The organism is Spirosoma pomorum (genome assembly GCF_054776615.1).
The window spans coordinates 16049-32036 of the sequence record NZ_BAAHBP010000027.1; the positions used below are offsets into that span (position 1 = coordinate 16049).

At 53.4% G+C, this 15988-nt stretch carries 8 protein-coding genes; all 8 read right to left on the reverse strand.

Going from position 1 to position 15988, the window contains the following annotated elements; genetic code table 11:
- Positions 1 to 12 precede the first annotated feature (12 nt).
- Positions 13 to 402: a VOC family protein gene (locus ACYVAD_RS15645; protein WP_461140448.1), complete on the reverse strand. Its 390-nt coding sequence runs from the start codon at positions 400 to 402 to the stop codon at positions 13 to 15.
- 172 nt (positions 403 to 574) lie between these two features.
- Positions 575 to 1648, reverse strand: coding sequence for a DUF4097 family beta strand repeat-containing protein (locus ACYVAD_RS15650; protein WP_461140449.1), 1074 nt, complete (start codon positions 1646 to 1648; stop codon positions 575 to 577).
- Positions 1649 to 1745: 97 nt separating this feature from the next.
- Positions 1746 to 4163 (reverse strand): ABC transporter permease, encoded by a 2418-nt coding sequence (locus tag ACYVAD_RS15655; RefSeq protein WP_461140450.1) that lies wholly within the window; start codon positions 4161 to 4163, stop codon positions 1746 to 1748.
- Positions 4164 to 4167: 4 nt separating this feature from the next.
- Complete coding sequence (locus tag ACYVAD_RS15660) at positions 4168 to 4545, reverse strand: hypothetical protein (protein ID WP_461140451.1); 378 nt, start codon at positions 4543 to 4545, stop codon at positions 4168 to 4170.
- Between the two features lie 224 nt (positions 4546 to 4769).
- A complete protein-coding gene (locus ACYVAD_RS15665; RefSeq protein WP_461140452.1) occupies positions 4770 to 7211 on the reverse strand; it encodes an ABC transporter permease in 2442 nt (813 codons plus the stop codon).
- Positions 7212 to 7510: 299 nt separating this feature from the next.
- Positions 7511 to 10957 carry a VCBS repeat-containing protein gene (locus tag ACYVAD_RS15670; RefSeq protein WP_461140453.1) on the reverse strand — a complete coding sequence of 1149 codons (3447 nt, stop codon included), beginning with the start codon at positions 10955 to 10957 and terminating at the stop codon, positions 7511 to 7513.
- A 26-nt stretch (positions 10958 to 10983) separates the two neighbouring features.
- The gene (locus ACYVAD_RS15675; protein ID WP_461140454.1) at positions 10984 to 14355 is read right to left on the reverse strand and encodes a VCBS repeat-containing protein; all 3372 of its coding nucleotides are present in this window, start codon (positions 14353 to 14355) and stop codon (positions 10984 to 10986) included.
- Between the two features lie 86 nt (positions 14356 to 14441).
- Positions 14442 to 15980, reverse strand: a complete 1539-nt coding sequence (locus tag ACYVAD_RS15680) for a RagB/SusD family nutrient uptake outer membrane protein (RefSeq protein WP_461140455.1) — start codon at positions 15978 to 15980, stop codon at positions 14442 to 14444.
- Positions 15981 to 15988: the final 8 nt, after the last annotated feature.

The following is a 15988-nucleotide window of genomic DNA, read 5'->3' on the forward strand; positions in this document are numbered from 1 at the left end:
TTTGTCGATTTACTAACGTTCACCATAGCAATAGCAGAGCCCGTCGGGAGCTACAACAAAGAAAACCTTCCAACGGACATCACCATGTTGTTGCACCGTAAAATCTGCCTTTTCATTGGCTAGACCATTATCTTTTAACTCATCAAACGCCGTAGTAACGCTATCAACCTCGAAGAAACAGCCATCTTGCTCAGGATCGCCACCGTTCTCGGCTAAGCCAATCTGAACCGAATCTCTGGTTAGAATTGCCGAACGGATCGGCGTATCGGATCGGGAAACAAGCTGGAAGCCCAATACCTTTTCGTAAAAAGGGAGGGCTGCTTGGAGGTCGCGAACGGGCAGATTCAGGCTGTCCTGCTGAAAAGGTGATACGTGTTTGATCGTTGCTTTGGCCTGTTGCATAGGTCAGAATGTATTGGAAGGGGTGTGATCTAATTCATTTGTTGTTTTACTGCCAGCAAGGTTAACTAGTGCTCAACGTAATCTTTTTGAGGTGGTAATTTTTGATTTGTTGTATAACTACAAAAGCCCGCTGAGCTAGAATCAGCGGGCTTTTGTATGGATGTTTTAAAAATTACTGGTTGATCGAGACGCTACCGCTGTTGGCGGTCATATTCACGGCGATGCCGCCCCCGTTGAGCTTACCTCGCACGCGGTCCTTTTCGACATTACCCTCAAAACGGGACAGATTGTCGGGGAGGTTCACCCGGTTACCACTCAGATTCAGGTCCATACCTTTGTTGAGGGGCATGTTCACCCGGATGCTGCCCGCGCTGGTGTTCAGCCGAACGTATTCACCTAGTTTGGTCAGGCTAACTTCCACACTGCCCGCACTGGTGCTGGCGTCAAGGCTACCCGCTATGTTGGCGAGCCGCACCGAACCACCGGACGTACTGGCTTTAATATCACCTTCGATGTCCTTGCCCTGTACGCTGCCACCACTGGTCTGAGCGTCGATATCTCCTTTCAAATCCGCTAGTCTGATGCTACCGCCGGACGTGTGCAGCCGCAGTTTACCCGACGAGGCCGTTGCTTCGATGGAGCCGCCCGAGGTTTGCAGGTCGATACCGCCATTCGATTCAGTCTGGCGAATCCGGTCGGCGTGGATCGAACCGCCTGATGTCTGTCCGTTGACGCTGCCCTCAATATCGTTCAGATGCAGGCTTCCCCCACTGGTGCGGAACCGTTGGTTGCCCGCCAGGGCGGACAGATGAATGGAGCCACCCGACGTGCGTAGGTCCGTCGTTACGTTCCGGGGGGTGTAAAATTTAAAGCTAATGCTCAGGGAGCGTTTCCAGTCGTTGTTATTATTCCGGCGTTTCACCGTGGCCACGAGCGTACTGCCCTCTTTGGCAATCGTAATGTCGTAGTCTTTCAGCCGGTCTTCGAGTTCGTCTTTGTCCAGGTTATTACGGCCGTTCCAGTTGTTGGGGTGGACAAACATTTCAACTTTGGCTTCCTTACCCGAACCCCCTTCGACTGTCAGGCTACCTCCCGAGGTTTCAGCACGAACAGCGCTGATGCCACCCGAGAAATTCTTGGTTAGGTAAGGTGTATCCCGATCGTCGAGAGGTTTGTTAGGGAGCGTGAAAGCACTCAGAGTCAGGATGCTGGCGCTGGCAAAGGTTAAGAATTGATGACGGTTCATGGCGGTTTCTAGTTTATGCTGGAAAGATGTTTAAGTCGGGGTAAGGGTTGCATGGGTGGTGAAATTTTTCAGAAATCACCGGCTCCTGCGGATCTATTTAGTCAATACGCAGGCTCTTTATGGGATTCATCAGGGCGGCTTTGATTACCTGAACACTAATGACGACACCGGTTAGTAAGGCCAGTACGAGACCAACCTGAAAGAACGATAGCCAACCTAGTGTCTCGTGGTAGGCGTAATCGGCAAGCCAATTGGTCAGAAGCCAGTAGGCCAGCGGCCAGGCCAACGCGTTCGCAACAACCATAATCCACGCGTATTCTTTTACGAACAAAAAGACAATATTGGGCACGGACGCTCCCAGTACTTTACGGATTCCTACCTCTTTGGTGCGTCGGGTTACGCTCAGCGACACCAGCCCTACCACACCCAGAATGACAATCAATAAGGATAACACCGTAGCTACGTAGGCCGCCTTTTCTAACTGTAGTTCTGTCTGGTATAATCGCTGAAGCGTCTGGTCCATGAAAGCGTAATCGAATGGCGCGTCGGGGAAGAGACTTCGCCATTTCTGCTCAATATCAGCCAGGGTTTGGCGTGTGCTGCCCGGTGCGATTTGGAACGAAAAGAAGCGGTAAATGGACGCCTGTTGAACCTGACCAATGGCCAGCGGCCGGATTGCTTCGTGCATCGTGTTGACGTGGAAATCCTGAATAACCCCGCGAATCTGGTACGGTTGCGGAAAGTTCTGTATTCGGACTGATTGACCAATAGCGGCTTCGACTGTTTTGTAGCCCAGCGCCCGAACCGCGGCTTCATTAATAACCAGACTGGTTGAGTCGTAGCCACTGTGATCCTGGTTGAAATATTGACCGCTGCGCAGTGGAATCTGATACGTCTGCGCAAAATACTGATCGGTGGTCATGAGTTGCACGCTAGCGCCCTGCGTTGAGTCCCGGCCTGCGCGATACAAATTTCCACTGTTCCCAATGTTGCCGTTGGGAATCTCGAAGGATAGACTAGCTGATTGGATGCCGGGGATACGGGCAAACTGATCGCGGGCGACTTCCATCTGGGCCACGCCCTTAGCCGACCAGTCGCGCGGTAGTGAGGAAACCGTTAGTACCGCTTCTTTTTTGAAACCCAGATCGGTGTCGAAGAAATAGGTAATCTGCTGGGAGACGATAATGGCTCCCACAAAGACAAAAATGGCGATGGTAAACTGAACTGTCACCAAAGACCGCCGAAGCCAGGCTCCTTCAGCAACTGATTTTTCCTTGCCCTTCAGCGAGTCGGTGGAGGAATAGGCCGACAAACGTAACGCGGGGTAAGCTCCCGCCAGAATGCCAACAACCAGCAGTAAGCCTACTATGACCAGGCTGTACTGCCAGGGAAGACTCTGTAACGAGGGAATCGGTTTCCCTACTACGTCGCTGAACAGAGGCCGAAACAGGACGTACAGAACCAGTGATAGTACGACGGATAAGGTTGTTAAGGTAAGCGCTTCAAGTAAGAACTGAGCCGTTAGCTGTTGACGTAAACCGCCCAATGCTTTTCGGACGCCAATCTCCCGCAGCCGTGACGACGAACTGCCCATCGACATGTTGACGAAATTGACAACTGCCATCAGGAGAATGAACACGGCGACTGACGCCAGTGTGATGATCATTTTTTGGATCAGACCGTTGTTGCTCGTCAGGTAATAATCGGTGAGGGGAGTAACGTAAGCGGTTAGATTCTTCTGGATGTCAGCCGGCGTATTGGTTTTGATGAGTTGAGCCAGCGGTTTTTCCAGCGCCTGCGGAGAAACGTCGGGTTGTAGTTCGACGTAGGTAACAATGTATTGATTAAGCCAGGAAGACATCGGGCCTTCTCCCCCGAAGAAATACCTTAGGCTACTCAATGGCATAAAGATCTCATTCTTCTCGGTAAGAAGATTAGAGACTGAGTTGGCTGGGAGTGGAGCCAGAACGCCGGTAATCAGAAAGGTTTGCTTACCGGCGGCTGTGGTTTCAACCTGCAACGATTCATTTATTACGTCCGTCCTGCCGAAGTAGCGCATGGCTTTGTCCGCCGTGATGACCATCGAATTGGGACCGCTCAGTGCCGTGCGGGGATCGCCATGCAGTAAGGGAAAACCGTACATGGCGAGCAAGGTTGAGTCACCAATCTGCATGGATTCCCGGGCCTGTGTAGTCCCTTTTGATAACGTAGCGCTGACACCATAGAACCGATAGAAATTGGCAACCAAGGTGGGATACTGAGCCTTGAGAGCCGGGCCGAGCGGGGCTAGCGTTGTAAAGGCTATGCCCATGTTTTCGTCTTTCCAGCGACTCTGAACAAGGTAGTGGCGGTCCGCTTGTCTCAACTGTCGATTCACCTGAAACTCGCTCCAGATGTAGCTACCGATCAGGAGAAAAAAGGCCAGACCAGCGGCTAAGCCCGTGATGTTGAGCAAGGAATAAAACCGACGCTGAAGCAGGTGGCGCCAGGCTATTTTCAGGTAATTGCGCAGCATACGCCTATTGATTCACAGGACGAATCCCTAAATTACGTTCCGTTTCCTTAATGATCGCCTGCTTTTCGCGCTCGGTTTTGCCCAGCACATTGGCGGTGCGTTCGACAATAAGCTCCTCGTTGTCTTTGCGAAAAACGTACTGCATCCACAGGCGTCCGTTTTCCTTGTCCTCCCGAACCAGCATGGAAGCCGGCGATACTGTATCGGGCGACAAGGTCAGCGCGATACGGGGCTCTACCGCCGACCGAACATAGACCGAATCATTATCAATCAGGACGGCTGACTCCTGCGTGCTACGGATGCCCCGTTCACGCCTGGCAGACTGCTGAGCGATGGTCTGACTACCAATTAAGCAGAGGATTACTAACAGGAGGATTTTCATAAAACCAGCAGAAATTAGTTGGTTGAGCTATTCTGCCGGAAACGTACGCGCTAGGATCATGCCAGTTATTTTAATTGTTTAATAATGAAATAGTTGTCTCCCTTGTAGAGCGGGGAGACGTCCGCTGTCGGACAATATTCCGTACGACAGCGGACAGGATTGAGCGCTTGGGGGTTGGGGCGAAGGGCAGCAGTAACAGCCCCCAACCCCTTTCCCCATACCCCTTACTCACTCCGTAGACTCTTCACCGGATTGACCAGCGCGGCTTTCGCGCTTTGAAGACTAACGGTAAGCAGGGCAATGCCCACCGCGAACAGACCGGCTAGGGCAAACACCCACCACGTTATGTCAACCTTATACGCGAAATCCTGTAGCCAGCGGTGCATGCCGTAATAGGCAAGGGGAGAGGCAATAATGATGGCCACAAATACTAACTTGAGAAAATCTTTGGAAAGTAACGTAACGATGCTAACCACACTGGCACCGAGTACCTTGCGGACACCAATCTCTTTGGTACGTTGTTCGGTCGTAAATGTAGCCAGGCCGAATAATCCCAGGCAGGCAATAAAGATGGCCAATGCCGACCCAACCGTAAATACCCGGCTATATTGTTGCTCATTCCGGTACTGACGGTTGTAGTTCTCGTCGGCGAAGAAAAACTCGAAGGGGTTGCCGGGATAAGCCGCTTTGTAGAGTTGTTCCAGCCTGGCTATTTTATCCTGCACTTGGTCGGTAGTTAGCTGAACGGTCAGATCGCTAGCCGACCGGCGTGGCAGAAAAATGGCGGGTTGAATAGCTTGCCGCAAGCCCTGATGGTGGTAATCGGCGATGACCCCGACAATTTCGAACGGCTTTCCCCAGGTAATAGGTTGTCCCACTGCCTGACTGGCCGACGCAAAACCGAGTTGACGTGCCCCCGTTTCGTTGATCAGCACTTTGGCACTTTTCTCGTAGCCCGACTCGGCTTCCTGCCGGGTAAAGTTCCGACCGGCTAGCAGTTTGATTTCGTACGTAGTCAGGAAACGATCGTCAATGATGCCCATCGAGTACGACTTCTTGTCGTCGTCCGGCCGCGGATTCTGTTTTGTTATTCCGTCGGCGGTGAAACTGTAGAAATTGCCGGGAACAGTGCCGGACTGACAGAAGCTCTTGACGTAAGGGAGATGGCTAAGTTCGTCTTCCAGGGCAGCTGTTGCTGGCTTGAACGAACCGTTCTGGGCTAATTCTGGACCTTTAACGACAACGCGCTGCGTCAATTGAACGCCGAGGTCTTTGTCCTGCATGTACTGAAGTTGCCGGTACAGCACCAGCGTGGCAATCACCAGCGCAATTGATGCGCTGAACTGCGCCACAACCAGCGTTTTGCGAAGCCAGCCATTTTTACCGCCCTGATACGTACCTTTCAACGTCTGGATCGGCTGAAATGACGTCATCGTAAAGGCTACGTAACCCCCTGAGGCAATCGCCCCGATCAGTAACAAAACCAGCCCGACCAGCCAGAAACCATCAATATCGAGCTTGCTGATTGACAGATCTTTCTGAATAAATTCGTTGAACGATGGCTGAAGCAGCGTAACCAGCAGTAAGGCCAGGAAGAAGCCCATCCCGTTCAGCAACAGCGATTCGCCCAGAAACTGCCCGGCAAGCTGACCTGACCCGGCACCGATTACTTTACGAACGCCCACTTCTTTGGCGCGTTTTAACGCACCCGCCGTCGATAAATTGACGTAGTTAAACCAGGCAATCAGCAGAACTAGCCCGGCGATGCCGCTTAGTATGTACACAAAACCCAGGCTGCCGCTGGTCTGATAGACATCGCTCAGTGAAGAAGCTAGATGGAGCGTGGTAGCTGGCTGAACGATGAACCGGTTTTGCTCGGCTGGATTACGTTGCTTAGCCAATGTATTGACCTTTGCCTCGAGTGCCTTGTAATCCGCCGGGAAGCCGGGGCTGCGCTCTGGAATTTCAAGAAATGTGGTCAGGTACGTACCGTAAAAACTATCCAGCCGCGCCCAGTCATTCCCGTTCAGATTAGCTGGGTTCGCCAGCGTTTGTAACGCAAACACGGCATCGAACGACAGGTCCGAATTTTGGGGAATGTCGTCGTAAACCGCCGTAACGGTGTACAGCGTCTTACCGAACTGATTATTGAGGGTCAGGGTTTGCCCGATTGGGTTTTGCGTCCCAAAATACTTGCGAGCCTGTGACTGCGACAACGCAGCCGTATTGGGTTGGATAAGCGCTGTAGCGGCTGTTCCCTTGACGAGTGGAAACGTAAAAAGCGTAAAGAAGCTGGCATCGGCGTACGCGAGCTTACTTTCCCGAAACGACTGCAGTGAACGACCATTGGGAAAACTGACGATTCCGTTAGCCGAATTTTCCGCAATGCGACAGAAGTTACGCACTTCCGGGAATTTTTCTTTGGCAAGCGGACCGACGGGCGGAGACATGGCTGACCAAAGTTCACCCGATTGGTTTTGGGTGAGCAATCGATACAGCGTCGGCAGGTTTTTGTGGAACTGATTAAAGCTCCGCTCGTAGGCGACGTACTCCAGAATAAACACAAAGGCCGTGATGCCGAGAGCCAGGCCAGTGATATTGATGAGGGAGAAAACCCGATTCTTGCGTAACGTACGCAGCGCGATTTTGAGGTAGTTCTGTAGCATATCAGCGCGTATGTGTCAGGGTTAGGAACAGTCAGTAGTAAGGTGGTTACAAATGGCGTACCAGGAAAATAATCGTTGACAATCAGAGAGTTTACTATTTAATGGTATAACAAACGTCCGCTGCCGGACAAGTTTCTGTACGACAGCGGACGATAAGAAAAGCTATAGTTTGATAATCAGTGCCTTGGTTTCAGTAATCTAACCGCGACCCGTTTCTTTTTCTAGAGATAAAACTGACAGAGCATCTCTTTTTGTAAAGAGAGCAGACCAACAGTTTTTAACTGGTTTGAGCTTGGTTGTTAGGGGATTACGCGCTGAGAGTTAGTAGAACCGGCTGGCGCAAAAATTTGCAGGGGCGCATTGTTGCGGGCAATTAGCCAGCGTGGGCCATTTGTCGTCTTAATTGATTTTATATCCCGTACTTCGCCCGTCAGCACGAAACCCGTTTTGTCCGACGTAAGCGCCGTGAACGGTGCCTTTGCCTTCGGATTCGCCGTCTGATTACGGAGAACAAGGCCATAGTCGGCGTCGTAGCGCCCCTGATATGTACTGACCCCGTAGAAGTTGCCCCCCGCCAGCAAATCAGGCTTTCCGTCATTGTCAACGTCAGTAATGGCAAAGGAGAACAACTTTGATACCTGAGCCATCATGGGCAGGGGCTTGACCACAAACTGACCATTCTGGTTGTCCAGATAAACCGACGCAAACTGATTGACTACGTGTTTTTCGGCGTTATCCAGCTCACCCGCGTCGAAAATTTCGTTAACTGTTTTTCCCGCGATTTTCTGGTAATTCGTGAATTTTCGGTTGATGATTCCTGGCATCTGTTTGCTCAGTTCGTCCTTAAAGGCAACCGGGTACCATTTCGAGTTACCGTCTTCGTCGGTTCGCTTGTACGCCAGAATGTGGTCAACCGTTTGGTTACCGTCAAGATCCTTGACCCACATCGCCAGTTCGGGCGCCGACTCCTTATTGAACTTGTTGTTCAGTCCCAGATTACCGGCGACCAGATCTAGATCACCGTCGCCATCGAAATCAGCTGCCGTTACGCACTGCCAGAAACCGGTGAGGGCTGCGTCCGGACCGGCTATGTCTGCACGCGGTACTAACTTGCCGCCCTGGTTACTGAAGATCCGAATAGGCATCCAGTCACCCACCACGATTAACTCCGGCCGTTTATCTTTGTCCAGGTCCGCCCAGACTGCATCGGTGACCATACCCACCCGGCGAAGTTCCGGGGCAAGCTGATCGGTCCTGTCGCTGAAGCGGCCGCGGCCATCGTTGATCAGCAGATAGGAGCGGGGGCTCTTACCGTACGCCTGGGCTTGTACCCGCCCGCCGACGAACAAATCCAGGTCGCCATCCCCGTCAACATCGCAGGCGCGAACGCAACTCTTGTTGTCGTACATAGGCGGTAGGCCCATTGAGCGGCTGAACTGCCCGTTTCCGTCGTTAAGATACAGCCGATCGAGAAGCTGGGGCGCCTGACCAGAGAACTCGTTTCCCCCCGATACGACGTATAAATCCAGGTCTTTATCACCGTCGGCATCAAAAAAAAGCGCATCGACGTCTTCGCTCAGCGAGTCGGCTACAAAAGCTGGCTGCTTCGACGAAATAAACTTTCCGTTAGGCTGCTGTAACTGCAATACCCCAGTCTGCCACTTGCCACCACCGGCGTAAAAATCGTCCAGCCCATCGCCATTTACGTCGCCAACGGCAAGTTTGGGTCCTTCCGTCGATACCTTGAAGGGCATTAGCGACTCCCGGAAGAAATCGTAATAATCGGTATTCTCGCGGTGGGTGTATGTCGTTGGGTACTGATCGGTCACCTCAGTGAACAATGAGGGCGTCTGCGGAGTGAATTGGTAATGACTGGCGTCAAGCGTTGCCTGCGCCTGTTGCAAAACCACCTGCTGGTTCGTCTTAACCTGGGTGCGGACTTCCATGCGCTGGTTAGGCCAGATCACGATTAGCGAATCGATAAGCTGTTGGTTGCCCAGACCAAATGTCAGCACGGGTTCCACCGACGACTCGAAGCCGCGGGTGGGCATCAACTGCTGCAACTGAAGACCATTCTTGGTTTTTAGAATTACTTTGGCTCCGACGCCAAACGTATTCGGCTTGCTGCCCTGTAAACTGACTCGCAGGTAACGATTGTCCGGAAATAATTCGTTCGTATGATTCAGGTAAACACCGCCCGGCTCGTTCATGTCGTTGGTGATCAGGTCCAGATCCCCGTCGTTGTCCAGGTCAGCGTAGGTGGCTCCGTTCGAAATACTTGTCCGGTCGAAGCCCCAATCCATCGATTTGTCCTCGAACTGAAGACCGGGCGTTCCCCGATATAGATAATTATGAACGTTTCCTTCAGGCATCAACGCAATCGCCTTGTCGCTTACGGACTGGGAGGTGCTCATCGCCATTTGAACCGAATCATTCATGACGTACTTGATGTAATCCAGGTTGTTCGGCCGACGAGGAATACCGTTCGCGATAAATAAGTCTTTGATGCCGTCATTATCGTAATCAGCCAGCAGGGGCGACCAGCTCCAGTCGGTAGCAGCTACACCCGCCATGGTACCCACGTCGATAAAGCGCTTTCCGCTCAGATTCAGCTGTAAGCAGTTGCGACTGTACTGGTTCATGTACCCGTACGACAGCTTGTAGAGGTAAATGTCGAGCAGATCTTCGCCCTGCGATGACTTTTCCACCGTTTCGTCGGCCGGGTACATGTCCAGCGTCATCACGTCAGGGAAGCCGTCGTTGTTGACGTCGCCAATGTCATTTCCCATCGAGAAGCGACTCACGTGCGCGAAGGCATCCTGAGCCTGTTCCGTAAACACGGGACCCGTCGTCTGCTTGCCACCCTTGTTGACGTAGTAATAATCGTTTTCGTGAAAATCGTTGGAGACGTAAATATCCTCCCAGCCGTCGTTGTTCAGATCGGCCACCGATACGCCCAGGCCGTAGCCCATAGCCGCGCCATAAATACCGGCCTGTTCACTGATGTCCTTAAACTTGACCGACTTCGCGGGTGTCGACTGCCCTTCCGATATGAGTGGGTTCTCGAATAGGTAGTCGCCTGACTCCGGCTGGCGGGTGGTTCGTGTGGCAGCCCGGTCGTAACTGCGCGAGGTATGAACGGCGTGATTGAGCAGAAAGCAGTCCAAATCCCCATCATGATCATAATCAAAAAAGGCGGCCTGCGTGGAAAAACCGGTAAAATCTAGCCCATACTCCGCTGCTTTCTCACTGAACGTAGGCCGTCCGTCCGGGCCGTTGCCGTTGTTGATGTAGAGTTCGTTATTGCCTTCCAGCCCTTTGTAGTTACCGACCGCGCAGACGTAAATATCCAGGAGTCCGTCGCCGTTGACGTCGGCCATTGTAACACCCGTCTGCCAGTCCGAAAAGCCTGCCACGCCCGCCTGTTCGGTAATGTCCTCAAACTTCGGCGCCTGCCCCGGCTCGGTTTTGTTCAAGTACAGCCGATTCTTCCCCTGGTTCGATACGAAGTACAGGTCTGTCTTGCCGTCATTGTTAACGTCACCCGCCGAAACGCCCCCGCCATTGTAGAAGTACAGGTATTCCAGGATATTTAACTTGGCCGTGCTCGTCACCTGATTGACGAACGAGACGCCCGTTTGGGTAGAATCCAACTTCGTAAACAGGGCAGGTCCGGTTTTTTTAGTGCAGCAAAAGCAGGTACTAAAAACAAGTGCAATGAATACACCGGAAAAAATTGATTTCATATTCACGAATATACGGTAGGAATCGGTCAGGGCTTTTGCGGAGCGAATACCTGAGCCGGTGCGTTATTTTTTGCCAGAACAAACTGGCCCTGGTTCAGTCGTTTTACCCGACGAACCTGCCCGTTGGCGACGAACCCGGACGTCTTGGAAGGCAAGGTAGCAAACTGTCCGTTACCCAGCCCCTGTAACACGAGTCCGTAGCTGGCGTCGTAGCGCCCTAACTCTGGTAAGACGTCGTAGAAATTGCCGGCCAGCAGTAGGTCGGGCTTGCCGTCGCCGTTGATGTCGCTTAGCTCGATACCGCAAACCGGCGATAGCTGCGCTTCCAGCGGTAACGGTCTGGCAGTTAATGTTCCCTTGCCCGTATTGAGCAGGACGATGGATTCGGCTAAGTTCGCCTGCCTGACTACGGCGCTACGTAACTGGGTCTCGTCGAGCAGTTGGTCGAGTGGTTTCCCGGCGTAGTCCGTGTATTTGACGTACTTTTTCTTAATGCCCGGCATCTGCTTCTGGAATTCCTGTTTTAACAGCATCGGGTATAACTTACCCGTTTCGTCGGCGCAATTGATGATCTGCTCGATGGTCCCATTCTGGTCGAAGTCGGCCGTGTACAGCTCCGCCGGAGTTGTTTGGGTTGCTTTTATGCGGCTGTTGGTGCCCAGGTTACCCAGAATTAGATCGATGTCGCCGTCGTTGTCGACATCGCCCGCCTTGATGCAGTTCCACCAGCCGCCGGTTTTCAGAGGGGCGTTGGTCTGGCTGGTGATCGACTGCTCGTTACGTAGCACAAGTTTACCCCGCTGATTATCGAAAACCATGATGGGCATCCAGTCTCCGGCAACGATCAGTTCGGGATAGCCGTCGGTATTCAGGTCGGCCCAGACAGCGCTGGTAATCATGCCCAGCTGAGTCGCCTGGGGCAGGTATCGTTTGGTATAGTTTTTGAAAACGCCTGTGCCATCGTTAACCAGCAGGTAACTGGACGGAGCGTAGCCATACTGCCCCGGAATCAGGCGCGAGCCGACAAACAGGTCGAGGTCACCATCGTGGTCAAAATCGGCGGCCGTTACGCAGGAGCCGCTGGCCGCCAGGCCGGGCAGTCGCGTGTCCCGACTGAACGTACCACGCCCATCGTTGAGGTAAAGCCGATCCTGCAACTCGTCGGCGTCTGGCGCGAATTCATTACTGCCCGACACAACGTATAAATCCTGATCACCGTCTTTATCGGCGTCGAAGAAGAGGGCATCCACCGCTTCGTACTGCCGATCCTGTTGCAAAGCCGTGGGCGTTTTGTCGATAAACCGACCGTCGCGTTGCTGCACCAGTAATTTGTGCGGTTTCCCGGCGGCACTCCCGAAGAATACGTCGTCCAGTCCGTCGCCATTTACATCGCCAACGGCCAGGGCGGGTCCCTGGGTCGATAGCATCTGCTTCAATAGCGGATCACGGTTATAGTCGACAAACGCACTTTCCTGATGGGTGTACGTCAGACCACTATGCGTCGTTACGTCGGTAAGGAGTGGTGAGGCTTGAGACTGAGCGGCCGTCCAGGTTGCGGTAGCGTCCTGCTGACGGAGCGTCAGAAGCTGGTTCGCGTTAGGTTGCCGAATCGTCTGCATGCGATCGTCGGGCCAGATAACCACGACTGAGTCAATGCGGGACTGTTTTCCCAGACCGAACAGCAGTGTGAGATCGACCGACGACTGAAAGCCCCGGTTCGGCATCTGCTGAAGCCGCTGCTGACGCGGAGTGCCGCTTGAATCCGGCCCGTAGACATAGATACTGGCCCCGATGGCGTTGCGATTCTTCTGCGTTCCGATCAGCTTTACTTTCAAGAAGTTAGCCTGCGTCTTTTCCCGGGTCAGGTTTTTGTAGATCGCCACGGGGCCATTGACGTTGTTGACAATCAGGTCCTGATCGCCGTCGTTATCCAGATCGCCATACGCTGCGCCGTTGGAGAAATCCGGTTCGCCCAGCCCCCAGTCCGTCGCTTTGTTGACGAACTGTAGGTTACCCGTATTACGAAAGGCATAATTGGGTACCGGCTCGGACGGAGCCTGGTCCAGAAACTTTTTCGGGTCGAGGGTTCCCTGTCTGGCAATCTGAACCATGTTCTCGCGGTCGGCCAGAAAGCTGACAAAGTCCTGGTTGGTTAAGTCTTTGGCGATGCCATTGGCGACGAAAATGTCTTTCTGCCCATCATTGTCCATGTCGAAGATGAGCGCGCCCCAGCTCCAGTCGGTGGCGTGTACCCCGGCAAAGCGGGCCACATCACTAAACATCGGCATGGCTGATTTACCCCCCGACGGAGCCCGGTTCCCCCGGTTCAGGTGCAGCATGTTCTGCATGTACTGGTAGTGGAAATCGCGGCCGAGTTTCAGCTGGAACAGGTCGTAGCCCTCAAAGGTTGACGTTAGTTTTAGCCGCCGGTCGTTGCCGGGCAGCATATCGGTTACGAAAATATCCAGCTGGCCGTCGTTGTTAATGTCTGCAATATCCGCCCCCATCGACGACAGGCTGATGTGCGGCATCGATTCTTTGACGGCTTCCTGAAACGTACCGTCGTGGTTGTTGAGATACAGGTAATCGCGCTCGTAGAAATCATTGGAAATATATACGTCCGGCCAGTTGTCGTCGTTAACGTCGCCGATGGTGATGCCCAGTCCGAAGCCGATCAGGCTGCCGTAAATGCCGGCTTGCTCGCTGACGTCGGTGAAGCGATTGCCGTCGTTCCGAAACAGTTTGTGCCCCCCCAGCGAATCGCGTTCGTTACGCATGTTCGCGTATTGCAGTCGCGACACTGGGATAAAACTGTTGTTAAGCAGGTACATATCCAGGTCGCCGTCCCGATCGTAATCGAAGAAAGCCGCGTGGGTGGAGTAGCCCCGGTCGTCCAGGCCGTATTCGTGTGCTTTCTCGGTAAACGTGAGATTCCCGTTGTTGATGTACAGCTCATTCGCGCGGTCGTCGCCGGGACGGATGCCGGCGTTGCACACGTACAGATCCAGCAACCCGTCGCCGTTGACGTCGGCGAACGTAGCACCCGTACTCCAGGCTCGTTTGCCCCCTACGCCCGCCTTGGCGGTGATATCAGCGAATTGCATGGGCAATTCGCCCTGCTTGCCTTTGTTCAGGTAGAGTTTGTTATCGCCCATGTTGGCAATCAGGAAGACGTCAGAATACCCGTCGTTGTTGACGTCGCCGATGGCCACCCCACCCCCGTTGTAGAAGTTGCGGTAGTTGAAAATGTTGAATTCTTTGTCGTCGGTTACGGTGTTGGTAAACGAAATATTTGTTACGTCGGCAGGTAGTTTTTCGAAGAGCCTGCCCTCCGTTTCGGAGTCGGGCTGGCAACCAATAAGACTGAAAAGCAGCAGGAGAAATAAGCTGGCACGCATGAAAATTTGTTTCCTGGTAATAAAACAGACTTGACAGGCAGCAATACCCATCAAGTCTGTCTGATAAAACGTAAGCGAAGATAGCGTTAGTACCCCTGATTCTGTTTCAGAAGGGGGTTACTCGACAACTGCGTGGCCGGAATAGGAAAGACCCGACGGCTGGGATCGCGGCTGACCAGTTCGAAGGGGGTGGTGAAGTTTTCGGATTTGGTGGTCCAGTTGCCTTCCCATTTGCCAAACCGGATCAGGTCGCTCCGACGCCAGCCCTCCCAGGTCAACTCCCGGCCCCGCTCAGCCAGTAATTCGTCGAGCGTCAGCGTGGTCATGGCCGCCAGCCCCGCCCGTACCCGGACTGGATTCAGCGATGCCAGGGCCGTAGCCGTATTGCCCAGCCGCAGCGATGCCTCGGCTTTCAGGAGTAGTATGTCGGCGTAGCGCAGAATAGCCCAGTCGTTGTCGGCATTGTTACCAGGTAGGTTCGACTGAACCTGATACTTGATAAGCCGGACACCTTCGTTCTGAGCCGCTTTCTCAATGGAGCTGATCTTGGGCGTAAAGTTCAGCGTCTTGTTGGTTTCACCCGTCACCGCATCGTTGTAGACAATCGGGCTACCATTTTTATCCGTCTGAACGCCCTGGAGCCACTGATTTTTCCGTACGTCGTTGCTGGTGAAGGTACCGTAGAAATCAGCGTAGGTCGCGTAGCCGTTCCACGGGCTGTCGGCCCCCAGGCTGTACTTCGCCTTGAAGGTTGGGTGCAGCGTTTCTAGGGTTAGGTTATTACCGCTAGCGTAGTTTTTGTCAAATACGCCGACGATGATGTTTTCGACGTTGGCGCCGTTGCTTTGGTTATTCGTCGCGAACAGCGCGAAGAAATCACTATTCAGCTTGTAGCCCAGCTTGGTAACGGCATCGCAGGCGTTGATGCAGTCCTGCCAGCGGGCCGTTCCCGTGTACACTTCAGCGTTAGCGTACAGCTTAGCCAGCAGCGCCTGGGCCGCCCCCTGCGTCATCCGCCCGTAGGTTTCGGTACTGATGTCGGCTCTCAGATCGGGCTGGGCCGCTTTCAGTTCGTTTTCGATGAACGTAAATACATCCTTTCGTTCGCTTTGCGCCACACTACCCGCCGGAGACGACTCCGTGATGATGGGTACCCGGCCAAAGAAATCGCAGAGGACGTAATAGTACCAGGCGCGCAGCGTACGCAGCTCGGCCACGGTGGTAGCTTTGCCGGGAATGGTCAGCGTACTAGCGTTCAGGTAGGAGAGGTACAGGTTCGTCTGCGCAATGCCGGTATAGGCATAGTTCCAGGCATCGTTGATCTGCGGGGGCGTTACCGACGAGAAATCGTGCCGCGCAAATTTTTGCCACCGCCCATCGTCGAACCAGTCGGGGCCGCGCGTCGGAACGACCATTTCATCGGAAGCCGCTTCGTTACAGGTCCGTACGGAATTAATGGCATATCGGAGCTGGCCGTACGCCGAACCAACGATTGAGTTCAGTTCATCGGCGGACGACGGGAATTTATCAGCCGAAGCCTGGTTAAACACCTGCGAATCCAGCCCGGTGCAGGCCTGACCAATCAGGGTAATGCCAAGTAAACTGGCAACAACGGAATTTTTCATACAGATTA